The organism is Kosakonia sp. S42, assembly GCF_016624785.1.
In the GTDB taxonomy this organism is placed as follows: Bacteria; Pseudomonadota; Gammaproteobacteria; order Enterobacterales; family Enterobacteriaceae; genus Kosakonia; species Kosakonia cowanii.
Genome location: NZ_JACVTW010000020.1, coordinates 1 through 25,589, shown reverse-complemented (window position 1 = coordinate 25,589; position 25,589 = coordinate 1). Strand labels below are relative to the sequence as shown.

General features: G+C 58.5%; 18 protein-coding genes. 3 read left to right on the top strand and 15 right to left on the bottom strand.

All coding sequences use genetic code 11. From position 1 onward, the window contains the following. Window positions 1-57 precede the first annotated feature (57 nt). From IAE50_RS18420 to queA, 8 genes are all read right to left on the bottom strand, one after another. A complete protein-coding gene (locus IAE50_RS18420) occupies window positions 58-1,374 on the bottom strand; it encodes an ATP-binding protein (RefSeq protein WP_200580906.1) in 1,317 nt (438 codons plus the stop codon). Window positions 1,375-1,437: 63 nt separating this feature from the next. Then, a complete protein-coding gene (locus IAE50_RS18415; RefSeq protein ID WP_200580905.1) occupies window positions 1,438-2,157 on the bottom strand; it encodes an Hpt domain-containing protein in 720 nt (239 codons plus the stop codon). 14 nt (window positions 2,158-2,171) lie between these two features. Continuing rightward, window positions 2,172-2,789: a response regulator gene (locus tag IAE50_RS18410; RefSeq protein ID WP_232045063.1), complete on the bottom strand. Its 618-nt coding sequence runs from the start codon at window positions 2,787-2,789 to the stop codon at window positions 2,172-2,174. A gap of 232 nt (window positions 2,790-3,021) precedes the next feature. Next, on the bottom strand, window positions 3,022-3,993 hold the full coding sequence (secF, locus tag IAE50_RS18405; RefSeq protein ID WP_094419490.1) for a protein translocase subunit SecF: 972 nt from the start codon (window positions 3,991-3,993) through the stop codon (window positions 3,022-3,024). A 10-nt stretch (window positions 3,994-4,003) separates the two neighbouring features. Then, on the bottom strand, window positions 4,004-5,851 hold the full coding sequence (gene secD / locus IAE50_RS18400; RefSeq protein WP_076769460.1) for a protein translocase subunit SecD: 1,848 nt from the start codon (window positions 5,849-5,851) through the stop codon (window positions 4,004-4,006). Between the two features lie 27 nt (window positions 5,852-5,878). After that, window positions 5,879-6,211, bottom strand: a complete 333-nt coding sequence (gene yajC / locus IAE50_RS18395; protein WP_023481946.1) for a preprotein translocase subunit YajC — start codon at window positions 6,209-6,211, stop codon at window positions 5,879-5,881. Between the two features lie 21 nt (window positions 6,212-6,232). Then, window positions 6,233-7,360 carry a tRNA guanosine(34) transglycosylase Tgt gene (gene tgt / locus IAE50_RS18390; RefSeq protein WP_200580903.1) on the bottom strand — a complete coding sequence of 376 codons (1,128 nt, stop codon included), beginning with the start codon at window positions 7,358-7,360 and terminating at the stop codon, window positions 6,233-6,235. A 157-nt stretch (window positions 7,361-7,517) separates the two neighbouring features. After that, the gene (gene queA / locus IAE50_RS18385; protein WP_094419488.1) at window positions 7,518-8,582 is read right to left on the bottom strand and encodes a tRNA preQ1(34) S-adenosylmethionine ribosyltransferase-isomerase QueA; all 1,065 of its coding nucleotides are present in this window, start codon (window positions 8,580-8,582) and stop codon (window positions 7,518-7,520) included. A 93-nt stretch (window positions 8,583-8,675) separates the two neighbouring features. Here queA and acpH point away from each other — a divergent pair, with 93 nt between their 5' ends. Beyond that, window positions 8,676-9,257 carry an ACP phosphodiesterase gene (gene acpH / locus IAE50_RS18380; protein WP_042712176.1) on the top strand — a complete coding sequence of 194 codons (582 nt, stop codon included), beginning with the start codon at window positions 8,676-8,678 and terminating at the stop codon, window positions 9,255-9,257. 141 nt (window positions 9,258-9,398) lie between these two features. On the opposite strand, the gene IAE50_RS18375 is transcribed toward acpH, so the two are convergent. The 7 genes from IAE50_RS18375 to phoB all read right to left on the bottom strand — a co-directional run bounded on the left by IAE50_RS18375 (window position 9,399) and on the right by phoB (window position 20,884). Continuing rightward, a complete protein-coding gene (locus IAE50_RS18375) occupies window positions 9,399-10,772 on the bottom strand; it encodes a DUF3999 domain-containing protein (protein WP_200580902.1) in 1,374 nt (457 codons plus the stop codon). Beyond that, on the bottom strand, window positions 10,769-13,471 hold the full coding sequence (locus IAE50_RS18370) for a DUF2339 domain-containing protein (protein WP_200580901.1): 2,703 nt from the start codon (window positions 13,469-13,471) through the stop codon (window positions 10,769-10,771). The genes IAE50_RS18375 and IAE50_RS18370 overlap by 4 nt, the downstream gene beginning before the upstream one ends. Window positions 13,472-13,526: 55 nt before the next feature. Further along, the gene (malZ, locus tag IAE50_RS18365; protein ID WP_200580900.1) at window positions 13,527-15,344 is read right to left on the bottom strand and encodes a maltodextrin glucosidase; all 1,818 of its coding nucleotides are present in this window, start codon (window positions 15,342-15,344) and stop codon (window positions 13,527-13,529) included. Between the two features lie 368 nt (window positions 15,345-15,712). Beyond that, entirely contained in the window at window positions 15,713-17,062 is a 1,350-nt protein-coding gene (gene proY / locus IAE50_RS18360) for a proline-specific permease ProY (protein ID WP_124969491.1), read from the bottom strand. A gap of 85 nt (window positions 17,063-17,147) precedes the next feature. Beyond that, on the bottom strand, window positions 17,148-18,467 hold the full coding sequence (brnQ, locus tag IAE50_RS18355) for a branched-chain amino acid transporter carrier protein BrnQ (RefSeq protein WP_042712184.1): 1,320 nt from the start codon (window positions 18,465-18,467) through the stop codon (window positions 17,148-17,150). 407 nt (window positions 18,468-18,874) lie between these two features. Next, a complete protein-coding gene (gene phoR / locus IAE50_RS18350; RefSeq protein ID WP_124969495.1) occupies window positions 18,875-20,173 on the bottom strand; it encodes a phosphate regulon sensor histidine kinase PhoR in 1,299 nt (432 codons plus the stop codon). Between the two features lie 21 nt (window positions 20,174-20,194). Further along, window positions 20,195-20,884, bottom strand: a complete 690-nt coding sequence (gene phoB / locus IAE50_RS18345; protein ID WP_200580899.1) for a phosphate response regulator transcription factor PhoB — start codon at window positions 20,882-20,884, stop codon at window positions 20,195-20,197. A 197-nt stretch (window positions 20,885-21,081) separates the two neighbouring features. Here phoB and sbcD point away from each other — a divergent pair, with 197 nt between their 5' ends. Beyond that, window positions 21,082-22,284 (top strand): exonuclease subunit SbcD, encoded by a 1,203-nt coding sequence (gene sbcD, locus IAE50_RS18340; RefSeq protein WP_200580898.1) that lies wholly within the window; start codon window positions 21,082-21,084, stop codon window positions 22,282-22,284. Then, window positions 22,281-25,421 carry an exonuclease subunit SbcC gene (sbcC, locus tag IAE50_RS18335; protein ID WP_200580897.1) on the top strand — a complete coding sequence of 1,047 codons (3,141 nt, stop codon included), beginning with the start codon at window positions 22,281-22,283 and terminating at the stop codon, window positions 25,419-25,421. Before sbcD ends, sbcC begins: the two co-directional genes overlap by 4 nt. Window positions 25,422-25,589: the final 168 nt, after the last annotated feature.

Sequence of the window (25,589 nt, the reverse complement as noted above, 5' to 3'; positions counted from 1 at the left end):
CAAGGAAAATTCCTGGCAACAATTGAGCTGTTTTTCACTCGCCAATTAGCGCCGCGTTTATATTATCCATTGTGCAATCTCCTGCTGGCTGCAGGGTTTAAATAAACAGCCATCCATCCCCGCCTGCTGGCACTGCTCAATAATCTCTTGCTGGGCAATAGCGGTAAAACCCAATAGCGTCGCACGGGAAATAGTCTGCTGCTGCTCCTGAAGACGAATGGTTTTCGCAAGCGTAAAGCCATCCATCAGCGGCATATTGCAATCCATCAGAATGTAATCAAACGGTTTATGGGCATGCCATGTTGCCAGCGCCTCTTCTCCGCTTTGCGCTTCGATCACCTGGTGGCCGAGCAGCTCAAGCTGGTGGCGCAGCAGCAGCAGGTTTGGCCGGTAGTCATCAACAATCATCACCCGCCTGCCTTTGACGGTCGAAACCGGTATCGCGGGCAGGCTTCGCTGCGCGGGACAAGGCTCTTGTGACGGCGGTAACGTGAGTTGCAGGGTGACGCAGCTGCCTTTGCCTGGCGTGCTGTTCAGGGTCAGTTTCCCTGCCATTAACTCGCACAACGCCCGGCAGATGGCGAGGCCAAGGCCCGAACCGTTTCGAGCACCATCCTCATTGGGGCCGAACTGTGCAAAAGGGGTAAAAAGCCGCGCCTGGTGCTCTGGCGCAATGCCCGGCCCGGTATCGGTAACGCTCAGCGAAACCGCAACCCGCTGTGCATCCGTTATCTGGTGGGAGAGCGTAATGCGGATCTCCCCTTCACGGGTGAATTTAATGGCGTTACTCACCAGGTTGGAGAGGATCTGCTTGTAGCGCCAGGGGTCAATCAGCACCGGACAGCGCGCGCCGCCCACAACTGAAAACCGGAGAGCAAGCTGCTTCTGCTCGCTCGCCTCTTCAAAGAGCAGCACTACGGCGCGGGTCAGGCTAACCAGCTCCTGCGCAGAGGGTTCAAGGGGCATATGACCCGACTCGATGCGCGACATATCAAGCACATCACCGACTAACGCCAGCAGATCTTTTGCCGCGTCGTGCGCCACCTCCAGCATCGGCTGGGCATGCTGCGTCTGGGCAATCTGCAGTTCCAGGATGCCCAGGATCGCATTGAGCGGCGTGCGGATTTCATGGCTCACCATGGCGAGATAGTGGGTTTTCGCAAGCGTTGCGGCCACACTTTGGTTGCGCCTGCGCTGCCTGCGGATACGCAGTGCCAGCCCGCAAACCAGCAGCAGCACGCCGATAAAAATGGCGCTCAGCAACCCCATATAATGACCGCGCGCAGAGGCGGCACATGCTGGCAGAGAGAAGCTAAAAAGCCCCGGCATATAAGCAAGCCATAAGAGGCGATAACAAGGCGTGCTGCGCATCATCTGCTCCGCGTTAAACAGGTCACCATTAACAACAGGGAGAGCTGTTTAACCGTCGGCCCCCCATTAACGTTGCGCGGGTAACAGCCCCTTACATTGACGAAGCGACGCAAACAGCGCGGAAATAAAATTGATGCGCATCTTTTCGCTCTCCTGCGCGCTTATGACCCCGTTATCCAACAGCGCGGGTAGGCGTTCCATAATGATGCAGCTGCGTCTGGCGTGGCTCATGCCCAGCAGATGCCAGGAGGATTTCATTCGATGGGCGATGTCAGCGATTGCCGTGAACGGCGCCTGCGCAGGCAAGCTGGCTAGGTGCTGGATATCGTCATTAAGTGTCTGAATTAGCACCGGGATCATCGCGTCTACTACCGCCTGCTGCCCGCCTGCCAGCGCGTTTAACTCGCTGAGGTTCAGCACCTGCGGCGCGCTCCTGGGCAAGGTTTTAGTTATCGGTAAAGGAAGCAGCCTGTCAAAACCGTTAAGACGTAGCAGAGAGGGATTTAAGGTTTCCGGGGTCGCGCTACAGGCCAGCAGCAGCGCTGGTGGCGCGAAGGTGCCGATCAGCCCGGCCGCCAGCACCCTGTCGATAAACATCAGGCCCGAAGTGGGTTGATGGGTTAAATCAATCAGTAAGGCGTTCCAGGGCCGGGAGCTCAGCGCACAGAGGGCGGATTCACTATCAACGACGTCGATCTTATTAAGAACATCCGCCCGGCACTGCCGGGTTAATAGCCGCTGTTGCGAGGCGTTAAAAGTGACGAGCAGGTTTGCTGGCTTTGTCATCTTTCTGTCGGCTATCAGCTGGCCAGCCCAAGCTGTTGCAGCTGTTGATAGAGCTCATATTCGGAGGTGACGCCGAGCTTACGCATCGCGCTCTTTTTTTGTGCGCTGACGGTCTGTTTGGTGCGGTTAAGGCGGGTGCTGATATCGCTCACCGTTAAGCCGCGCAGCAGCAGACGCAGCACTTCACTCTCTTTTGGCGTCAGGCTGATGCCGCTCAACGCCGGTGCGTCGACGGAGGGTTTGCTGGGTGCAAACGCGCCGGTGAGCCCTTTTATAACGTGCACTAACTCCGTTGAGAGCCCCGCTTTACTGAGCACGGCATGTACGCCGAGCTGGCGTAACGCGCGCTCAATTCCAGGGTTGTTGATCATTGTCACCACAATAATCACCAGTGCGGGCCAGCGCCGCTTAATTAGCTGAATAAGCGCAAGGCCATCGTTATATTTATCCCCTGGCATACTGAAATCGGTAATCAGAATATCGATATCATCACGTTCGAGTTTGCTTATTACGTCATCAGTGGTGAGCGCTTCGTCAACAATGTGATATTGCCCGGCAAGCGGTGTGAGTAATGCGCGCAGTCCCATTAAATAGATGGGGTGATCGTCTGCTATCAGGATCTTTTTTTCCATTACCATGCTTACGGATGTTGAGGTGGCATCGTCGTTACGAGAGTGGCGGCTACTCTAGCAAAAACCTCCCGGTGGAGGGTGAATATTTATTAGTAATAACGCTAGTGAAGTGAATAAATTTGCAGAAATAATATATATAACAAATAAAAATAATTCACCAATAAACGCTATGTATATTTCAGGCAAAAAAAACCGCAACGTTACGCTGCGGTTTTTTATTATTGCTCGTTTGTTACGGCAGAATCGAGGGCTGATCCGCCCCCTCTTTTTCCACTTTCTGCTGCAGGAGATGCTCGCGCTTCATCCCAAGTTTCAGCGCCAGCGCTGAAGCAACATAGATGGAAGAGGCCGTACCGATAGAGACACCGATCAGCATCGTCAGCGAGAAGCCTTTCAGCATCGCGCCACCGAAGAGATAGAGCATCAGGATCACTACCAGCGTTGTGCCGGAGGTGATCAAGGTACGATGCAGCGTCTGCGTCAGCGAGATGTTGAAGATCTCATACGGCGTACCGCGACGGATCTTACGGAAGTTCTCACGGATACGGTCCGATACCACGATACTGTCGTTGAGCGAGTAACCGATCACCGACATCAGCGATGCCACGATGGTCAGATCAACCTCGATCTGGAACAGCGACAGCACACCCATAGTAATGATGACGTCGTGCGCCAGCGCGATAACCACGCCCGCCGCCAGACGCCATTCAAAACGGAAACCGACATAAACGAGGATGCTGATCAGCGCCACCAGCAGCGCCATGCCGCCGGTTTGTGCCAGATCCGCGCCTACGCTCGGGCCGACGAACTCAATACGCTTCACGGCGGCATTCTGGCTGGTCGCTTCGTTAATCACGCTAACCACTTTGCTGCCCAGCAGCTGCCCGCCGTTATCGCTCTGCGCGGGCGGCATGCGTACCATGATGTCGCGGCTGCTGCCGAAGTTCTGCAGCAGCGGATCCTGGAAGCCTGCTTTCTCCAGCGCTTCGCGCATTAAGTCCATATCCGCCGGTTTCTCCAGCGAGATCTCAATGACCGTACCGCCGGTAAAATCCAGGCCCCAGTTAAAGCCGCGAACACCCATCACAACGATGGAGAGGATCAGCAGCGCGCCGGAAATGATAAAAGCCCAGTTGTCCCAGCGCATAAAGTCCCAGACTTTACGGCCATGGTTCAATTGTTCAACAGTATAATCCTGTGCCACAACGCACTCCTCAGATAGACAGCTTGTTAATGCGTTTGCCGCCGTACAACAGGTTGACGATGGCACGGGTACCGACAATAGCGGTGAACATGGACGTCGCCACACCGATACCGGTGGTGATTGCAAAGCCTTTGATTGAGCCAGTACCGACCGCGTAAAGGATAAGCACTTTGATCAACGTGGTGATGTTGGCATCGAAAATGGACGAGAACGCGCCCTGATAACCTTCGTGAATCGCCTGCTGTACGGATCGCCCGTTGCTCAGCTCTTCTTTGATACGTTCGTTTATCAGTACGTTAGCATCCACCGCTACCGCAAGGGTTAGCACGATCCCCGCAATCCCCGGCATGGTCAGTGTTGCACCCGGCAACAGGGACATAATGCCGACAATCAGCACCAGGTTCGCCAGCAGCGCCGAGGTCGCGATCAGGCCAAACTTCTTATAGAAGAAGAGCATGAAGATGATCGATACCGCCAGACCGGCCAGACACGCTTCCAGACCCTGAGTGATGTTCTGCGCCCCAAGGGTTGGACCGATGGTACGCTCTTCCACAATCTGAATCGGCGCAATCAACGCGCCCGCACGCAGCAGCAGCGACAGCTGACGCGCTTCGTTAGCGTTTTCGATACCGGTAATACGGAAGCTGTTGCCGAGGCGAGACTGGATATTGGCGATGTTGATCACCTCTTCCTGCTTCACCAGCACCGAACGACCATTGGCATCTTTTTTACCGCTGTCTTTGTACTCCACAAACAGGGTCGCCATCGGTTTATTGATGTTGTCCTTGGTGAAGTTAGACATGATGTTACCGCCCGCGCTGTCCAGTGAAATATTCACCTGCGGCACGTTGTACTCATCCATACTTGAGGTTGAGTCGGTAATGTGGTCGCCGGTGAGGATCACGCGTTTGTACAGCACAACTGGCCGCCCATCACGTGTCTCTTTCACTTCGGAATCACCCGGAATACGGCCATTTGCCGCAGCGGAAGCATCGACATTGGTGTTAACCAGACGGAACTCAAGCGTAGCGGTCGCGCCAAGGATCTCTTTCGCGCGCGCCGTATCCTGAATACCCGGCAGTTCAACCACGATGCGGTCAGCGCCCTGGCGCTGCACCAGCGGCTCGGCAACACCAAGCTGGTTTACACGGTTACGCAGGATATTGATGTTCTGCTGAACAGCATATTCACGGGCTTCGCTCAGGCGCGCATCGCTCATCACCACGCGCAGCACGTTATCGCCCTGATTAGAGAAGACGAGATCGCGATGACGGCCGGTCAGGTAGGTATTCGCCTGGTCGCGCGCCGCGCTGTCGCGGAACTGAATGCTAAGACCATAGTTATCTTCCTTACGCACGGTGGAGTAAGGAATGCCTTTTTCCCGCAGATCGCTGCGCAGGCTGTCGATATTCTGTTCCTGCAATTTGCCCAGTGCCGTTTGCATATCCACTTCCATCAGGAAGTGAACCCCGCCACGCAAGTCGAGGCCGAGTTTCATCGGTTCCGCTTTCAGGAGGGAGAGCCAGCGAGGCGTTGCCGGTGCGAGGTTGAGCGCGACAACATACTTGTCGCCTAATGCGCTAAGCAGGACTTCGCGGGCGCGCAGCTGGGTGTCGGTCGATTCAAAGCGAGCAAGTACCGTGCCCTCTTCCATCGCCACAGATTTCCAGCTGATCTTTTCTTTTGTTAGTTCGTTCCGGACCTGGATCAGAGTTTGTTCGCTGGCGGCGACACCGCGCGCGCCAGAGATCTGAACAGCCGGATCCTCACCATAGAGGTTGGGAAGTGCGTAAAGCAGGCCGACGATAAGGACGACGACCAGCATGATGTACTTCCACAAAGGATAACGGTTTAACACGGCAGTTCCCTTTGGGAAAAACGAAAATTACAGCGCCTTCATGGTGCCTTTCGGCAGAACGGCAGCTACGAAGTCACGTTTGATTACCACTTCAGTGGTGTCGTTCAGTGCGATAGCAATGTAGCCGGTTTCCGCTACTTTGGTTACGCGCCCAACCAGGCCACCGTTGGTCAGCACTTCATCGCCTTTCGCGATGGAGTCCATCAGCTTTTTATGCTCTTTGGTACGTTTTTGCTGCGGGCGCAGGATCATGAAATAGAAAATCAGACCAAATACGACCAGCATCAGGATCAGAGACATCGGGCTGCCCTGTGACGGCGCGCCTGCTGCCGCTACCGCGTCAGAAATAAAAAAGCTCATTCAAATTCCCTCATTATTAAATTAATCAACGTTCAAAGGTGGAACCGGTCGACCCTGACGCTGGTAAAAATCTGCTACGAAGCTCTCTAATTTACCCTCTTCAATAGCCTTGCGTAAACCAGCCATTAAGCGCTGATAGTAGCGCAGGTTATGAATGGTATTGAGACGCGCGCCCAGTATTTCGTTGCAACGATCGAGATGATGCAAGTAGGCGAGCGAATAATTGCGACAGGTGTAGCAATCACACTCGGCATCGAGCGGGCTGGTGTCGCTCTTATATTTTGCGTTACGGATTTTCACCACGCCGTTGGTCACGAACAGGTGGCCGTTACGCGCGTTACGCGTCGGCATGACGCAGTCGAACATGTCGATGCCGCGACGCACGCCTTCGACCAGATCTTCCGGTTTACCTACGCCCATCAGGTAACGCGGTTTATCTGCGGGGATCTGCGGACAGACGTGCTCCAGAATGCGGTGCATATCCTCTTTCGGTTCGCCCACAGCAAGACCGCCGACAGCGTAGCCATCAAAGCCTATCTCTACCAGACCTTTGACGGAGATATCGCGTAAATCTTCGTAAACACTGCCCTGAATAATGCCGAACAGCGCGTTTTTGTTGCCCAGCCGGTCAAAGCGGTCGCGGCTACGTTTTGCCCAGCGCAGAGACATCTCCATTGAGCGTTTGGCGTAATCCCAGTCCGCCGGGTACGGCGTACACTCGTCAAAGATCATCACGATATCGGAGCCGAGATCGTACTGAATCTCCATCGATTTTTCCGGATCGAGGAAGATCGGATCGCCGTTGATCGGGTTACGGAAGTGAACGCCTGCTTCGGTGATTTTGCGGATATCGCCGAGGCTGAACACCTGGAAGCCGCCGGAATCGGTAAGGATTGGCCCTTTCCACTGCATAAAGTCGTGCAGATCGCCGTGCAGCTTCATGATATCCTGCCCCGGGCGCAGCCACAGGTGGAAAGTGTTACCCAGAATGATCTGCGCACCGGTGGCTTCGACCTCTTCCGGGGTCATCCCTTTCACGGTGCCGTAGGTGCCAACAGGCATAAACGCCGGCGTTTCAACCACGCCGCGCTCAAACACCAGCCGGCCGCGGCGGGCGCGTCCGTCGGTGGTATCCAGTTCGAATTTCATCTTTTCTCCAACACCAGATAGACAGTCTGATGATTACTCTCTGTTGCGGATTCACTCCACAACCTTGAATTGACCAATCCGCACGCAAGGCGTTATTGGCGCAGCCACTCTGGACGCGGGCACTGTCCGGGTCCAGAGGGCACGTAAAATAGCCCTGTTAAGGGCGCTCTAAAATCGCCTGCGGATTGTACGTGATAAACATCGCGTCCCCGTAACTAAAAAAGCGATATTTTTCAGCAACTGCGGCGCGGTACGCATTCATGGTGTGTTGGTACCCGGCAAACGCAGAGACCAGCATGATCAGCGTCGATTCCGGTAGGTGGAAGTTGGTCACCAGCGCATCAATCACTTTGTATTGATAGCCCGGATAGATAAAGATTTGCGTGTCGCCGAAGAAGGGTTCGATCAGGTCCGCTTTTGCCGCCTGCGCGGCGCTCTCCAGCGAGCGCACGGAGGTCGTGCCAACTGCCACGACGCGGTTGCCGCGCGCTTTTGCCGCCAGCACCGCATCAACCACCTCTTGCGGCACTTCGGCATATTCGGAGTGCATGATGTGATCTTCGATGCTATCAACGCGCACCGGCTGGAATGTCCCGGCACCAACGTGCAGCGTGACAAACGCCATCTCAATGCCTTTATTGCGCAGGCGCTCGAGCAGCGGCTCATCAAAGTGCAGGCCCGCAGTCGGCGCGGCAACGGCGCCAGGCTTCTGGCTATAGACAGTTTGATAGAGTTCGCGGTCGGCGTCTTCATCCGGGCGATCGATATAGGGCGGCAGCGGCATATGGCCGATGGCGTTAAGGATATCGAGCACCGGGCGCTCATCGTGGAATTCCACTTCAAACAGCGCGTCGTGGCGGGCGACCATGATAGCCTGAATATCTTCCGCATCGCCCAGCAGCAGCTCGGCACCCGGCTTCGGCGCTTTCGAGGCGCGAATATGTGCCAGAATACGTTTATCGTCGAGCATGCGCTCAACCAGCACTTCAATCTTGCCGCCGCTGGCTTTACGCCCGAACAGACGCGCCGGAATCACGCGGGTGTTGTTGAACACCAGCAGGTCGCCCGGGTTGAGCTTATCGAGCAGATCGGTGAAAGTACCGTGCGTCAGCGCGCCTGTTGGGCCATCCAGCGACAGTAAGCGACAGCTGCTGCGCTCAGGCTGTGGATAGTGGGCAATCAGGGATTCGGGTAACTCAAAGGAGAAATCGGTAACGCGCATGACACTGACTCGAGACATAAAATAAGAGGCGGGTAGTCTAGTGCCCACGCCCCTTCGCTGCAACCGTTAGCCGCTTTTGGATAAATAATAGAGATGAATTTTTTAGCACACCTGCACCTTGCCCACCTGGCGAACAGCTCCCTTGCCGGTAACCTGCTGGCGGATTTTGTTCGCGGCAACCCGGAAAACCTCTACGCACCAGAGGTGGTGGCGGGGATCCATATGCATCGCCGTATTGATGTGCTGACCGACAACCTGCCGGAGGTGAAGGTCGCCCGCGAGTGGTTTCGCCCCGAAACCCGGCGGGTCGCGCCGATTACGCTTGATGTGATGTGGGATCACTTCCTCTCGCGCCACTGGGCAAAGGTTTCGCCCGATATCGAACTGGTGGATTTTATACATTATGCCCATTCACAGGTAGCAACTATTCTGCCCGATTCGCCGCCGCGTTTTATCAATCTGAACAATTACTTATGGTCGGAGCGCTGGATGGAGCGCTACGGCGAGATGGCATTTATTCAAAATGTGCTCAACGGCATGGCGAGCCGCCGTCCGCGGCTGGAGGCGCTGCGTGACTCATGGCAGGATCTTGATGCCAATTATCACGCGCTGGAAACACAGTTCTGGACGTTTTACCCACGCATGATGGCGCAGGCGCGCGCGGGGACGTTGTAAACGCCGTCACGTTTGGCATTGCATTGCCGGATGGCGCTACGCTTATCCGGCCTACAAAACCTGCGCCGTACCATCCGGCGTTGATGATCGCCTCCCGTAGGCCGGATAAGGCGTAAGCCGCCATCCGGCACTTTATCGGCGTTAAACTTTAGGACTCTGCGCTTCGCGCCAGATGCGGATCGCCATCCACGCCAGCACCGCGACGCCCAGCACTAAAGCCCCCCACACCAGCAACGTTTTCCACATCCCCTGCTGTTCGGTGACGGAAGTCGCCGTCATGCGCGCCTCGCCACCCAGCTTGACGTTTTCTCCCACAAACGCATCAGGAATCGACGCGGGATCGAGCTGCTTACGCAGATCCGGCGGGATCAGCGTATCCGGCGTGACGGCGGCAGGCTGCGCCGCTTTATTTCCCCACGCCAGCATAAACGGCCCTTTCCCCTGGGCGTTAAACACCAGCGCCAGCCGATCGCGGCTGCCGGAGACCTCAGGGAGCGTGTCAGGCAGTCGCGCGTCCAGCGTGGTGATGCGCACCGCCTGTACCGTCTCGCCCGCCAGTTCCACCGGTGCGGATCGCTGCCCGTTACGTTGCCAGAGCACGGTTTTGGTCAGCGGCTGCCACGGTGAGGTGGATGTACGGCGAATGGCAATCTCTGCCGGCAACACCGCATCGTCGTTAAAACCAACCGAGAGAGAGCGGAACGGCTGTGGCTGCGGCCATTGATATTGCGCCTCGGTCGGCGAAATCTGCCGCCCGTTGCCTGTCATCTCTATTTTTTCAAGCGGCGCAGGCTGGCGTCCAGGCATGGCTGTCGCCTCGGAGATGGTGACCGGCAGGTTTGGCGTATCAAACACCAGCAGCAGATAATGGCTGCCATCGGGTAACTGCATTTCCGGGAGTTGTATACGATCGAGCCTGAGCTTGTCGTTCCCGCTCGCCAGCGCCATTACCGGCGCATCATCCTGCAACGTATCCCAGCTGCGCATATCGCGGCTCACCAGAACGGAGACTTTGCTGCGCCAGTTCTGGTCGTTTTCCTGCCAGCCGAGTTTGATCTCGCCAAGAGTAAACGTGTTGGGCAGAGTAGAAGGCAGCACCAACAAATAGCTCTTCCCGACCGGTTTGGAGGCGTCGCCTTCAATACGAATCTCTACCCCGGAAGGTGCCTGGAGGCGCACAACATTCTCCTCCTGTGCCGCGCCGCTTGCGGGCGACGCATCCAGCGGAAAGACGCGCAGCGGCACCGCTTCAGGGGTCGCAGTTTTGGTACTTTGCGTTTCAAGAGCGAACGGTACCCGCTCACCATCCTGGTTAAACACCCGCACATCGCGCAGATCTGGCCACGCGCTGTGGGCATAGACCTCCTGCGGCAGATCAACGCGATACCAGGAAGAGGGCTGCGGCGAATCGAGCATCACGCCGCGGGCATAATCTTGCGGTTTCTCAGGGAGATCTGCGGCGCCCGCCGGGGCGCAAAGCAGCGTACTTAACAGTAATCCGTACAGCCTTTTCATTGTCCTTCTCCCTCGTTCTCTTCCCGCACCGCTTTGGGCGGCAGGGGTGAAAAATAGCCCACAATCAGCACCAGAACCGCCACGCCGATAAAGGCGATGGCGCGCGCCAGCCCGCCGCCGCCCGCGCTGTCGACCAGCATCAGTTTCAACAGCACAACGCCCAGTAACCCTCCACCCACCAGCCACTGCTGGCGGGCCTGCCGACGCGTCGCGCGGATCATCACCACCAGCGCAATCAGCATCCAGAAGAGAGCAAACGTCGTCTGGATAAGCCGCGACGCCCACAGGCTTTCCGCACTCCACGTCACCTCGCCATAACAGGAGAGCGCGCGCAGCAGGATGCCATTCAGCCACCAGAAAGCCAGCGCAGCGAGCGCCCACGGGCGGGCGCTCCGGAGATCGGGCGCGAAATGGGGATAGTGTTTCCAGGCAAATTGGGTGTAGAGCCACACGCCGAGCAGCGCGAACGCCGCGCCCTCTTCTAGCGGATTGAGCAGCGGCAGGTACGGCATGCCCATCACCTTGCCGTCGTTCAGGTTGGCAAACAGCAAGGCGATAATGAGCAGCGGCACCAGCGGTGCCAGCGCCTGCGCGCCATAAAGCGCAGGCCAGACGCGGAACGGCCACAGATTACGGCGCACCGCCGCCAGCGTCAGCATAATCACCGCGCCGCCCGCCGCCATCGGCAGACCCCAGCGCCACGGCGCGTTACCCCACGGCAGCGAGTCTACAAACCACCACAACTCGCTGCCAGCCGCGATCAACAGCAGCCAGAAAAGGGAGAGGTGCAGCCCTTGCGACAGGCGCGGTATCAGCGTGCTGCCCGCTTTACGCAGCAGTAATAGCGCGGAAGGCAGCGCCACGCACCAGACCAGGTTTTGCCAGCCGGAGGCCAGCAAGTGCCCTTGAGCAACCAGACGCTCGCCGATTAACAGCGCCATCGCCGGCCACAGCAACCATTGGGCAAGCCCAAGTTCCGGCCAGGCAAAACGCAGGCTGCCTGCGCGCCATAGCCATACAGAGAGCGCCACCAGTAGCAGCAGACCAAAGCCCACCTGCATCGACTGCGGCAGTATCAGCTCTGCCGCGCCCGCCAGTGCGACAATCCAGAAGAGGATACCGCCCGCCAGCAGCAGCCAGCTCCCCTCGCGGCGAAGAGTGCGCCACAGCCACGCGCCAATCAGCCAGCTTGCGCTAAGTACGGCAAAGATCATCAGCGTCGAGAGTGCATTGATACCGTCAGCGGCAGCCCACAGCGCACTGAAGAGCGCCAGCAGTAACAATGCAGTGCCGCTGTAGCTCATGCGGCGCTGCTGTTGCTGCACACCGAGCCACAGCACGCCCAGCCCCTCAAGTGACCAGGCCATCGCCGTCCAGCGCGCGGACAAGGCCAGCGGAATGGCGAGCGTAGCGAACGCGCCGCCCAGCGCCAGCGCGGCGAGCACCAGCGGTTTACCGGCTATCGGGAAGCGTTTAAGGGCAACGGCGGCCAGCGTCAGGTAGAAGAGACCAAACCCAAGGGCGCTGAACGCGGGGCCGTAGGTCCAGTGCTGGGTCATGGCGTACTGCATGCCAAAACCCGCCAGCGGCGGTGCAAACAGCAGTACACCGTCGATAATACGCTCGCCCCGGCGCTGGGCGCGCAGGGAGAGGCCGACGCTGAAGACGCCGAAAATCAGCAGATTAGCGATCAGGAAGAGCTGGCAGCTGAGGTAATCTTCCGGGCGATAACTGGCAATGCCCCACAGGGCGGCCACGCCAAAAGTGAAGAACATGCCGAGGATATTCAGCTCGCGCCAGTGCTGCCATACGCTGATGGCGAGAATACCGACGGAGAGCAGAAGATAGAACGAGAAGAGCGCGATATGGCTCCCGCCGCCGGTTGAGAGCAGAATCGGCGCAAGATAGCCGCCGAGGCTTGCCAGCAGCGCCAGGCTTAGCGCGCGTTGCAGCACCGCAAGCCCGACGCTCGCGGCGCAGATCACAATCAGCAACGCAAAGGCGAGCGTCATCGGCAGCATCTGCCAGAGGCGAAACGCGCCAAACACCGTGAGATAGAGTGCGCCGACCGCCCCGCCCTGCAATATAAGGGCAAAGACCGTCTGTTTATGCCGCAATCGCCAGCCGAGAACCAACAGCACCAGCGCGACAACCGCCACGGCGACAAGCCGCAACTCCAGCGGGAAGAGCGCATATTCAACGCTGTAACGCAGCAGGAAAGAGAGACCGATAAACAGCAGCACCACGCCAAGTTTCGCCAGCGGGTTGCCCTGCATAAACCAGCGCACCAGCGCGGTAACCACGCCCCAGGATTCGCCATCCGGCGCTTTCGCCTCTTCACGTTCGCGCACCACGGGTGCAGGCGTCGGCTCTGCCGTCGCGACTTTGCGCCCCCAGACATTGGCTGCGGGTTGCGGCTCTGCAGGGGGGATTTCGCTTGCCGCAATTGGCTGCGGCTCAGGAAGTGGCGGTGGCACCTCAGGCGCTGTGCTTAGCGGCTCGTTTATCGGCTCAACGGCCGGCTCCTCGCTTACCGCAGGCGCAATTGCCCGTTGTTCGAGTATGCTGACGCGCTGGCGCAGCAGTTGCAGTTCGACCTGCGTGGCAAGGCTGCGCCGCCAGGCGACAATCGCCATTATCGGCACCACGACCAGCGCCAGAATCAGCACGATGACACCGAATATCAGAAGACCATCCATGTACTTTCGCCTTCGCTAAAGGGGAGACGTTACGCCCGCCTCCCCGCACGCAGGCTCAGGAGGCAGACCAGACAGAAGCGCTGATAGCTGAAAGCGTCAGCACGCCGTCCTGTAGGTTACCTGTACCTTCCAGAAGCCGCCACTGTTTCGCTTGCAGCAGCGGTGAATCTTCCAGCACTACGTCACACGCCTCGCCACGGTTGATAGCAATCAGCACCCGCTGCTGGCGATAAACGCGCAGAAAAACCAGAACATCCTGCCGGGCATAGACCACCAGACAACCGCCGTGACGCAGCGCCTGGCTGCGGGCGCGCAGCTTTGTCATCCGCTGGTATAGCGCCAGCAGGTGGCTATCCTGCTGCGTTTTATCCCACGGGAAGGGCTTGCGGCAGAAGGGATCGTTCGCGCCATCCAGCCCTACTTCATCGCCATAGTAGATGCACGGCGTGCCGGGCCAGCAGAAGAGCCACACCACCGCCAGCGGCAGGCGGGCGAGATCCTTGCCGAGAATGGTTTTAAAGCGCGGCGTATCGTGGCTGTCGAGCTGGTTAAACATCCGTAGCTGCTGCTGATGCGACAGCGCAGCGCGGTAGTTATCCATCCACGCGGCGCAGGTCTGCGCATCGATACTCTGCGGATCAAGGGAGATATCGGTATTGGCGAGAAACGCCCACACCGGCAGGGTAAAGCCGCGGTAGTTCATCGCCGCATCTTCCGCATCCGCCTGCAACCACTGGCGCGCATCGCCAAAGTGTTCGCCCACCACATAGGCCTGCGGCTGAGTCTCTTTCGCCGCCCGGGTGATGCCGCTTACGTGATGCAGGTTGTTTCGCGCCCCGCCGTTTTCACCCAGCATATGCACCACGTCGAGCCGCCAGCCGTCCATATTCCACGGCGCTTTCAGCCAGTGGCGCACAATGCTCTCCTCGCCCTGATAGATCTCCTCAACCAGCGACGAAGAGCGGTAGTCGAGTTTCGGCAGGCTGGCGTAGCCCAGCCAGTCATGGGCGTAGCCGTTCTCATCAAAGTTGTACCAGCTGCGCCAGCGCGAATCGGGGTTATGGCAGGCACCGCCGGTGGCGCGGTTATGGCGGTCGAACCAGCCGTGGGAGTCGCCGGTGTGGTTAAAGACGCCGTCGAGGATCAGCCGTATGCCGTTCTCCTGCGTGTTATGGCGCAGACGCAGTAGCGCCTCGTCGCCGCCAAACTGCGGGTCGACGTGGCGATAATCTTCGGTGTCATATTTATGCACGCTGGGCGCGACAAACACCGGGTTGAGGTAGAGCGCGGTGATGCCGAGCTTTTTCAGGTACGGCAGCTTTTCGCTGATGCCGTCCAGATCGCCGCCGTAGAAGGTCGACCCGCCCGCCTCGCCGGTAAGCGGCTCATCCCAGTCACAAAAACGAATTTCGCGCCCTGCGGCGTGGTGCCAGTAACGCTGATCTTGCTGCGCGGTGCGCGCTTCGCTACGGGCAAAGCGATCGGGGAAGATTTGGTAGAAGACCTGATCGGCGACCCACGCCGGGCCGTCATCGGGCGCATCGATGGCAAACTGCTCAAGCCTGGCGGGCGGGAAGCGGCTAAACCCCTGCGGGGTAAACCAGATCTGGCGATCGTCCCACAGCAGCTTAAAACTGTAGCGGCGGCGCGGCTGGCCGTTGCTGATATCAATGGCGGCGCGCCAGAGGGTGACGCCATTATTGGCCGTGTTGCGCGCGCGGTGCATTGCAACCGGCGTCTCTTCGTTATCGATCTCAATTCGCAGCGTGACGCGCGACGGTAAATCCGTGCCGCGCAGCCAGAGGTTAATGATTAACTGCTGCTGGTGCGCTTTGACAAACGGCGCGACGGGCAGGTGCCATGCATTCAACATCAACGATCCCCTTTACATAATCAGGATCACTGTAGCCAACGTTCGGCCCGACCCGCCTCCTTCTTTCAACTTTTTTAAGGGGTTGAGAGACGGGGCGCAGAGATAAGACGGAAAAATGGGAGATAAACCGTAGGCCTGATAAGCGCAGAGCCATCAGGCATAACGCCGGGTGGCGGTTACGCCTTACCCGGCCTACAGAAGCCAGAGCACAGCACTCGTAGGCCTGATAAGCGTAGCGCCATCAGGCACAACGCCGGGTGGCGGCTACGCCTTACCCGGCCTACAAAAGCCAGAGCCCGGCACTTGTAGGCCTGATAAGCGTAGCGCCATCAGGCATAACTCCGGATGGCGAAACAACGCCGGAGAAATTACGCCCGGCGCTTAAACGCCCAGCCAATCAGCAGCAGCACAATCCATGCAAAGCCGACATAGAGCGAAATGCGGGTTTCCGGGTGCCAGCCAATCAGCGCGATGATAAACACCAGGAAGATCAGCCCGGCAACGGTGGTCGCCACGCCGCCCGGCACTTTAAACTTCAGCGCTTTCACTTCATCCGCAGAGAGGCGACGGCGGAAACCAATCTGCGACAGCAGGATCATAATCCACACCCATACCGTCGCGAAGGTCGCCAGCGAGGCAATCACCAGGAAGACATTCTCCGGCATGATGTAGTTGAGATAGACCGCCATCAGCAACGCCAGCGTCATCACCAGCACCGTTACCCACGGAATGCCGCGGCGGGAGGTTTTGGCGAACATCTTCGGCGCACTGCCCTGCTCCGCCATGCCGTGCAGCATACGCCCGACGCCAAACACATCGCTATTGATCGCCGACAGGGAAGCGGTCAGCACGACAAAGTTCAGGATGCTGGCGGCAAAGGTGATGCCCATATGCTGGAAGGTCAGTACAAACGGGCTACCGTTGGTGCCCACCTGGTTCCACGGGTAGATCGACATAATCACGAACAGCGTACCGACATAAAACACCAGAATACGCATTGGCACCGAGTTGATGGCGCGCGGAATCGACTTCTCCGGCTCTTCCGCTTCACCGGCGGTAATACCGATGATTTCAATGCCGCCGTAGGCGAACATCACCATTTGCAGCGCCATCACCGTGCCCAGCCAGCCGTTACTGAAGAAGCCGCCGTGGCTCCAGAGATTGCTGATGCCGGTTGGTTGCCCGCCGTTGCCGATACCCCAGATGATGATGCCGAAACCGGCGGCGATCATGATGATAATGGTGGCGACTTTAAAGAAGGAGAACCAGAACTCCAGCTCGCCGAAGACTTTTACGCTCATCAGGTTGATGGCGCAGATCAGCAGCACCACGCTCAGCACCCAGATCCAGTGCGGCACCGTCGGGAACCAGACGCCCATATAGATACCGAAGGCGGTAACATCGGCGATGGCGACAATCAGAATTTCAAAGCAGTAGGTCCAGCCAGTGATATAACCGGCCAGCGGGCCGAGGTTTTCCTGCGCATAGCGTGAGAAGGAGCTGGCGGAGGGGTTGTGCACGGACATCTCGCCCAGCGCACGCATAATGATATACGCCGCGACCCCGCCGATAATGTAGGCCAGCAACACGCTGGGCCCGGCCATTTTGATGGCGTCCGCGGAGCCGTAAAACAGCCCGGTGCCGATCGCTGAACCCAGCGCCATAAAGCGAATGTGGCGGGTGCTTAGCCCACGCTTCAGCTTATTCGTACTTTCCATCGTTTCCACTGCCGTTATTCATCACAAAAAATAAAAAACCACGGAGTGCGCTACCCCGTGGTTCAACAAACCGTGCTTGCTGCTGTTAATGCGCGCTGGAAGTCACCTGACGTCCCGCCGCGCGATCCCAGATAGCGGCCAGAACCACCATCACCAGGCTCGGCAACAGCCAGGCCAGGCCCTGCTCCGCCAGCGGTAAGCGCTGTGTCCAGAGCGGAAGGTGCTCAGCAAACGCGGAGGCTTTCACGCCGTCAAGGATACCAAAAAGCAGGCTGATAAACATGGTCGGCGCAATTACGCGGGTGGAACAATGCCAGAAAGAGCGGGTAAAGCTCAAGACCACCAGCACGATACACGGCGGATAGATCATGGTCAGCACCGGAATCGAAATCTGGATCAGGTGGCTCAGACCGAGGTTTGAGACCGCCATTGAGAAGATGCCGAGGATAAAGACCAGCGTACGGTAAGAGAGCGGCAGGTACTGGGCGAAGAACTCTGCGCAGGCGCAGGTCAGGCCAACCGCCGTCACCAGGCAGGCGATGAAAATCAGCGCCGCCAGCAGGAAGCTGCCCGCACCACCAAAGGTGTGCTGGACGTAGGCATGCAGAATCGCCGCGCCGTTAACAGACTGATCGACCAGCGTCGCGCTATCGGAGCCGAGGCGGAAGAGTGCCAGGTAAAGCAGCGTCAGGCCAACACCGGCCATCAGGCCCGCCCAGACGGTGTAGCGGGTCAACAGACGCGCTTCGGTCACGCCGCGCGAACGGGCGGCATTGACGATAACAATCCCGAAGACCATCGCGCCGAGGGTATCCATCGTCAGGTAGCCATTGACGAAACCGTTAGAGAACGGCGCGGTCTGGTAGGCTTCCAGCGCGTGGCTGATCGGACCGGCCGGCCACACCAGCGCGGCGATTGCCAGAATCGTCAGAGCGATGATTTTCAGCGGAGCGAGGAAATTGCCAACGGTATCAAGCAGTTTGCCCGGATAGAGAGAGACCAGGATCACCAGCGCAAAGTAGACCAGGCTGTAGATCAGCAGCGCCATAGAGCCGTCGCCGGTCAGCGGCGCGATGCCCACTTCAAACGAAACGGTTGCGGTACGCGGCGTGGCGAACAGCGGCCCCACGGCCAGATAGCAGACCGTTGCCAGCAGCACGCCAGCGACTTTGCCGATCGGGGTGCTGAGGCTATCAATGCCGCCGCCCACTTTCGCCAGCGCAACCACCGTTAGCACCGGCAGGCCCACTGCAGTAATCAGGAAGCCCAGCGCCGCCGTCCAGACGAATTCACCCGCCTGTAAGCCGACCATTGGAGGAAAAATGATGTTACCTGCGCCAACAAACAGCGCGAAGGTCATAAAGCCCAGCGCGATGATGTCACGCGGTTTTAAGTGATGGGTCATAATGTTTACTGCCTGTGGATGTGGTGTCGTAAATATGTTGAATAATTAGCCTCTCCGCACCGGACAATAACGCATCATTAACGCGTTAAATCAGCGGGAAATGCTTAATGCACTGCGTGGCGAAGAATAGTTTTTCGGTTTACCACGCAAACACAGTCGGTCTGACAATGCATGGGGCGCAATTTAAACGCTTATAACGTTTAAAGGCAAGTCGGGATCGCAAAACCAGATAGTTATACTAAACAGTAGAAACCAGCCAGTGAAAAACTCTATTTATCAGAAAAACACGTGGCTGATCGTGCGAACAAAAAAGCAACAACCGTACAAACTACGTTGCAGGCGCGGGATGAGGCGAGGCAGAGCGGCTCGCCGTAACGAGCCGCCGGAAAGATAAGCTGACAAGGTGGTTATGGGTGGGCGTTTTTGGCAATCAGGCGTTCCGGCAGGACAAAGCTAAAGCGCGTCCCTTTGCCCGGCGTGCTGCTGATATCAAGGCGGCTGTCGTGGTGATTAACCGCATGTTTGACAATCGCCAGCCCAAGCCCGCTGCCGCCCGTCTGGCGCGAGCGCGCTTTATCCACGCGGTAGAAACGCTCGGTGAGGCGCGGAATATGCTCGGCGGCGATCCCCGGCCCATTATCCTCAACGCTGAACTCCGCGCCGTGCGCCACCGGCTGCCAGCGCACGATAATGTGCGTCCCGGCGGGGGTGTGATTCACCGCGTTATAGACCAGGTTGGAGATGGCACTGCGCAGCTGCTCTTCACTGCCCAGAACTTTCAACTGGCTGTCAATTTCAAAGCTGAAGCTCTGTTTCTGCTGGCTGAGGGTTTGCGCTTCCCGCTCCACCACGCGCAGCATCATCGGCACATCAATCACTTCATTTGCGCCATGGGTCGGCGCAGCTTCGATTTTTGACAGGGTCAGAAGCTGGCGCACCAGCCCCTCCATCCGCGAGGTTTGCTCGCGCATGGTGTGTAACGCTTTTTCACGCGGCGCGCCTTCCAGCGTCTGCTCCTGCATCATCTCAAGGTAGCCCTGCAACACCGTTAGCGGCGTGCGCAGCTCATGGCTGACGTTAGCGAAGAAGTTGCGTCTGGCCCCTTCCAGCTGGTGCATCTGCGTGACATCGCGCGCCACCATCAGCAGTTGTTGCTCGCTGTAGGGCATCACGCGGATCTCTAAGTGGCGACCGTTGTTAAGCACCAGATTGAGCGGTTTGCTGAAGGACTGGCTTTTCAGGTATTGGGTAAATTCGGGGTAGCGCAGCAGGTTGAGGATGTTCTGCCCGTTATCATCGGGCCAGCGCAGCCCCAGCAGCTGTTGCGCAAGGCCGTTACACCAGAAGATCATCCCCTCTTCCGTGGTCAATACCACCGCATCCGGCAGCGACTCGGCGCCGCTGCGAAAGCGTTTAATCAGGTTGCCCAGCTCGCGGCGGCGCTTTTTATTGCGCATCTGCATCTGATGCAGGCCGTAGAGCAGCGGCTCCCAGCTGCCGGTGCCGGGCGGCGGCGTCATGCTTTTATCGACCCATAACCACCAGGAGAGACGCAGCAGATTCCAGAAGTGCCAGATCAGAAGCCCGGTCACTGCCGCCAGCAAAAACCACGGCAGATAGCCGAACATCGCGCCCAGAATAAAGGCGGGGATACAACAAAGGAGGAGCTCCAGCACCAGCCTTTTCCATGACAGCCTTTCCAGCACGCGTCACACTCCTGTCAAATTTCAGAAACGGGTCGAAAAACGATATCCCGTGCCGCGTACCGTCTGCACCATCCGGTCGTGTCCACTCCCTTCCAGCGCTTTACGCAGACGACGAATATGCACGTCTACGGTTCTGTCTTCAACATAGACATTGGTGCCCCAGACGTGGTTCAGCAGCTGTTCGCGGCTGTAAACGCGCTCCGGGTGGGTCATAAAGAAGTGTAAGAGTTTAAATTCGGTGGGGCCCATATCGAGGGGATTATCGCCGGTCATCACGCGATGGGAGGAGGGATCAAGGCTCAAGCCCTGCATCTCAATCACCTCTTCCACCGCCATCGGCGAAATGCGGCGCATCACGGCTTTAATGCGCGCCACCAGCTCTTTCGGCGAGAAGGGCTTGGTGATGTAGTCATCGGCGCCCGTCTCAAGACCGCGAACGCGATCTTCCTCTTCACCGCGCGCGGTGAGCATCATCACCGGAATATCGCGGGTCATCGCTTCGCGCTTCAGGTGCTTGATAAATTGAATGCCGGACCCGCCGGGTAACATCCAGTCCAGCAGCACCAGATCCGGCCAGGGTTCATTAAGCTGGTTTACCGCGCTGTCAAAATCTTCAGCTTCAACCGGCTGAAAACCATTTTGTTCGAGCACAAAGCACACCATTTCACGGATCGGTGCTTCGTCTTCCACGACCAGAATTCGTCTCGCCATCATTCGCCCTGTATTAATTAGTCTGCAGTATAAATAGCGTCGCCATTATGCGTCAGTTTTATGACAGATTTATGAATAACATGACCGCTATATGACCCAGCCCGCGCGATTGTGACAACGCTAATTTGCGCCAGGCGATGTCCCTGACCCGCTTAATGTTTATAATCGCCGTTATGCTTTTTTGCCACGGGACCACTATGCGCATTCTTCACACATCGGACTGGCATCTCGGCCAAAACTTCTACAGCAAAAGCCGCGCCGCCGAGCACAGCGCTTTTCTGGACTGGCTGTTAACCACGGCCGAGCAGCAGCAGGTCGACGCCATCGTGGTGGCGGGCGACATTTTCGATACCGGATCGCCGCCAAGTTACGCCCGCGAGCTCTATAACCGCTTTGTGGTCAACTTGCAGCGCACCGGCTGTCAGTTAATTGTGCTGGCAGGTAACCACGACTCCGTGGCGACCCTCAATGAATCAAAAGAGATCCTCGCTTATCTCAACACTACCGTGGTTGCCAGCGCGGGCGTTGCGCCGTTTCTGCTCTATCGCCGCGACGGCGAACCCGGTGCGGTCTTCTGCCCGGTGCCCTTTTTGCGCCCGCGCGACATTACCGTCAGCCAGGCGGGGATGTCCGGGCAGCAAAAGCAGCAGCACCTGCTGGCCGCCATCACCGACTACTATCAGCAGCAGTATCAGGCCGCCTGCGACCTGCGCGGCGATAAGCCGTTACCGATTATCGCCAGCGGACATTTGACTACCGTTGGCGCGAGTAAAAGTGACGCGGTGCGTGATATCTATATCGGCACGCTGGATGCTTTTCCTGCACAGAACTTTCCCCCGGCGGATTACATCGCGCTCGGCCATATCCATCGCGCGCAGAAAATCGGCGGCACGGAGCATATTCGCTACTGCGGCTCACCGATCCCACTGAGCTTTGATGAGACGGGAAAAAGCAAAGGAGTCAATCTGGTGACCTTCGCCGATGGCAAGCTGGCAGAAGTCACCACTATTGACGTGCCCGCCACTCAGCCACTGGCAGTGATTAAGGGCGAGTTTGCCGATATCTGCCGTCAGCTTGAGCAGTGGCACGATGCCCCCGCTACACCGCCGGTGTGGCTCGATATTGAGATTGTCAGCAGCGACTATCTGGTCGATATGCAGCGCAAAATCCAGCAGGTGACGGAAGATCTGCCCGTCGAAGTGCTGCTGGTGCGCCGCAGCCGCGAGCTGCGCGACCGTCTGCTCGCCGGTGAGCTGCGTGAAACTTTGAGCGAGTTAAAAGTGGAAGAGGTTTTTGACCGCAGGCTGGCACAGGAGGAGCTCGACGAGATGCAGAGTGCGCGCTTACATACGCTGTTCAGCGAGACCCGCCAGGCACTGGATGAGGAGAACGACGCATGAAGATCCTCAGTTTACGGCTGAAAAATATCAACTCGCTGAAGGGCGAATGGAAAATCGACTTTACCGAAGAGCCCTTCGCCAGCAACGGGCTGTTCGCCATTACCGGGGCCACCGGGGCCGGGAAAACCACCCTGCTGGATGCCATCTGCCTCGCTCTCTATCACGAAACGCCGCGCCTTAGCACCCTGTCACAGTCGCAAAACGACCTGATGACCCGCGATACCGCCGAGTGTCTGGCGGAGGTCGAGTTTGAGGTCAAAGGAGTGGCCTATCGCGCCTTCTGGAGCCAGACGCGCGCCCGCGGGCTGGCGGATGGCAATTTGCAGGCCCCGCGCGTGGAGCTGGCGCTCTGCGAAACGGGGAAGATCCTCGCCGATAAGGTCAAAGATAAGCTCGATCTCACCGCCTCGCTCACCGGGCTGGATTATGGTCGTTTCACCCGCTCCATGCTGCTCTCGCAGGGGCAGTTCGCCGCATTCCTCAACGCCAAACCGCGCGAGCGCGCCGAACTGCTGGAGGAGCTGACCGGCACCGAGATCTACGGGCAGATTTCGGCGATGGTGTTTGAGAAGCATAAAAGCGCCAAAGGCGAACTGGAACAACTGCGCGCGCAGGCCGAGGGCGTCGTGCTGCTGGATAGCGAGCAGCGAGCGCAGCTTGAGCAACGTTTGCAAGTACTGACTGACGAAGAGCAGACGCTGCTGAGCGCCCAGCGCAGCGCGCAGGCGCAGGCGCAGTGGCTCACTCGCGAAGCGGAGCTACAAGCGGCGCGCGGGCGGGCAAAAGCGACGCTGGCGCAGGCGCTGCAGGCGCGTAATGACGCCAGGCCGCAGCTTGCCGCTCTTGAACTGGCGCAACCGGCGCAGCAGCTTCGCCCGCTGTGGGAGCGGCTTGAAGAGCAGCGTAAAACCCTGACGCGTACCCGCACGCAGAGCGAGGAAGTGAATACTCGCTTACAGGCCAGCCTGTTACAGCGCGCGCAGATACGCGCCAGCGCCGGGCAGCAGCAAGCCTCGCTGCTTGCGTCGCGGCAAACCCTGGAGGCGTGGTTAAACGAGCATGCCCGTTTCCAGCGCTGGCAGAGTGAGTTAACCGGCTGGCGGGCGCTCTTCAGCCAGCTGGCGGAGGAGAAAAAACAGTGGCTCGCGGCGCAGCAGCGGGTGCAGAGCCAGCAGGAGCGCCTGCGCACCCTGCCACTCTCCACCCTTGAGATGAGCCTTGAGGAGACGGCGGCGGCGATGGCGCTCTGTGCGCAAAACCGCCCGCTGCGCCAGCAGCTTACCGCCCTGCACGCCCGCTATGCGCCGCTGCGCAAGCAATTGATCCAGCGCCAGCAGAGCCTGCTGGATCTGAAAGCGGAGCAGGAGAAACTGACCGCCGAGCTGGCGCACAAACGCGAGCAGTATAAAGAGAAGAATCAGTTACTGAGCGAGGTGCGCACCATTTGCGAGCTGGAGAGCCGGATTAAGGACCTCGAAAGCGAGCGCGCGCGCCTCCAGCCCGGCCACCCCTGCCCGCTGTGTGGCGCAACGGAGCACCCGGCGGTCGCCCACTATCAGGCTATCGAGCCGGGCGTCAATCAGACGCGCTTTAATGCACTCGATCTGGAAGTGCGCACGATGAAGGAAGCGGGCGTGGCGCTCGGTGAGCGGTTAAAAGGCCTCGCCGAGCGTTACGAGAAGGATGAGCGCGAAGCGAAACTGCTTGAGGAAGAGGAGCGCGGCTGGCTTGAGGCGTGGGCAAAGGCCTGCGCCGCGCTGAACGTCACCCTTGAGCCGCAGCGCGATCTCAACAGCTGGCAAAGCGCGCAGGATGCCTATGAGCATCAGCTTTATCTGCTCAATCAGCGCCTGACTCTGCAACAGCAGATCAATGAGCTGCGCCAGCACAGCGAGCAGTATCAGCAGGCGGTTGAGCGCCGCCGCGAAAGCCTGGCCGCCACCCTTGCAGAACTCGACCTGGCGCTGCCCGCCGAAGATGATGAAGCGTCGTGGCTGGCCGCCCGCGTCGATGAAGCGCAGCAGTGGCAGGCGCATCAGCAGCAGCTTACCGCGTTGCAGGAACAGCTGGCGCAGCTTGCACCAATCCTCGACACCCTGCCCAAAGACGATATCGCCGTTGGCGAGGCGCGCGTGGCGCTGGAGGGGTGGCGCAACGTGCACGACGCCTGCCTGGCGCTGCAAAGCCAGTGGCAAACCCTGCATCAGCAATTGGCGCAGGTGGCAGAGAGCGAGCGTCAATCTGAGCAGGCATTTAACGATGCGCTGGCGGCGAGCATTTTTGACGATTGCGACGCCTTCCTCCGCGCTCTGCTTGATGATGGCGAGCATCAACGCCTTGCGCAGCTGCGCCAGACGCTGGAGAGTGACTGCCAGCAGAAACAGGCACTGGCGGCAAGTGCGGAGCAGGCGCTCACTGACCATCAGCAGCAGCGCCCCGCAGGGCTTGCGGCGGATGCCAGCGTGGAGAGCACCGCACCGACGCTGGAGCAGCTTGCGCGACAGCTGCGCGAGAACACCACCGGACAGGGCGAGGTGCGCCAGCAGCTGAAACAGGATACGGATAACCGCAAACGCCAGCAGACAGTGCTACAGCAGATTGAGCATGCCAGCGCCCGCTGCGATGACTGGGGCCATCTCAATGCGCTAATTGGCTCCAAAGAGGGGGATAAGTTCCGTAAATTCGCCCAGGGGCTGACGCTGGATAACCTGGTGTGGCTGGCGAATAACCAGCTGACCCGCCTGCACGGACGCTATTTGCTTAAGCGCAAAGTGAGCGACGCGCTGGAGCTGGAGGTGGTCGATACCTGGCAGGCGGATGCGGTGCGCGATACCCGCACGCTCTCCGGCGGCGAAAGCTTCCTCGTGAGCCTGGCGCTGGCGCTGGCGCTCTCCGATCTGGTAAGCCATAAAACGCGTATTGATTCGCTGTTCCTCGACGAGGGCTTCGGCACGCTGGATAGTGAAACGCTGGATACGGCACTGGATGCGCTCGATGCGTTAAACGCCACCGGGAAGACCATCGGCGTGATAAGCCACGTCGAGGCGATGAAAGAGCGTATACCGGTGCAGATTAAGGTGAAGAAGATAAACGGGCTTGGCTACAGCAAGCTGGATGGGAAGTATGCGGTGCAGTAGGCCGCAGCATCATGCCGCTAAAACCGCCCAGGCCGGATGGCGGCTACGCCTTATCCGGCCTACCAAAACGCAGTTCCAGCGATATCGGTTTTGCTTTTATCTGCAATATGAAAGCGAGGGGTTGTGTCCCCGCTGAAATCGGCGAACCGAAGCGGGAATGACAAGGTC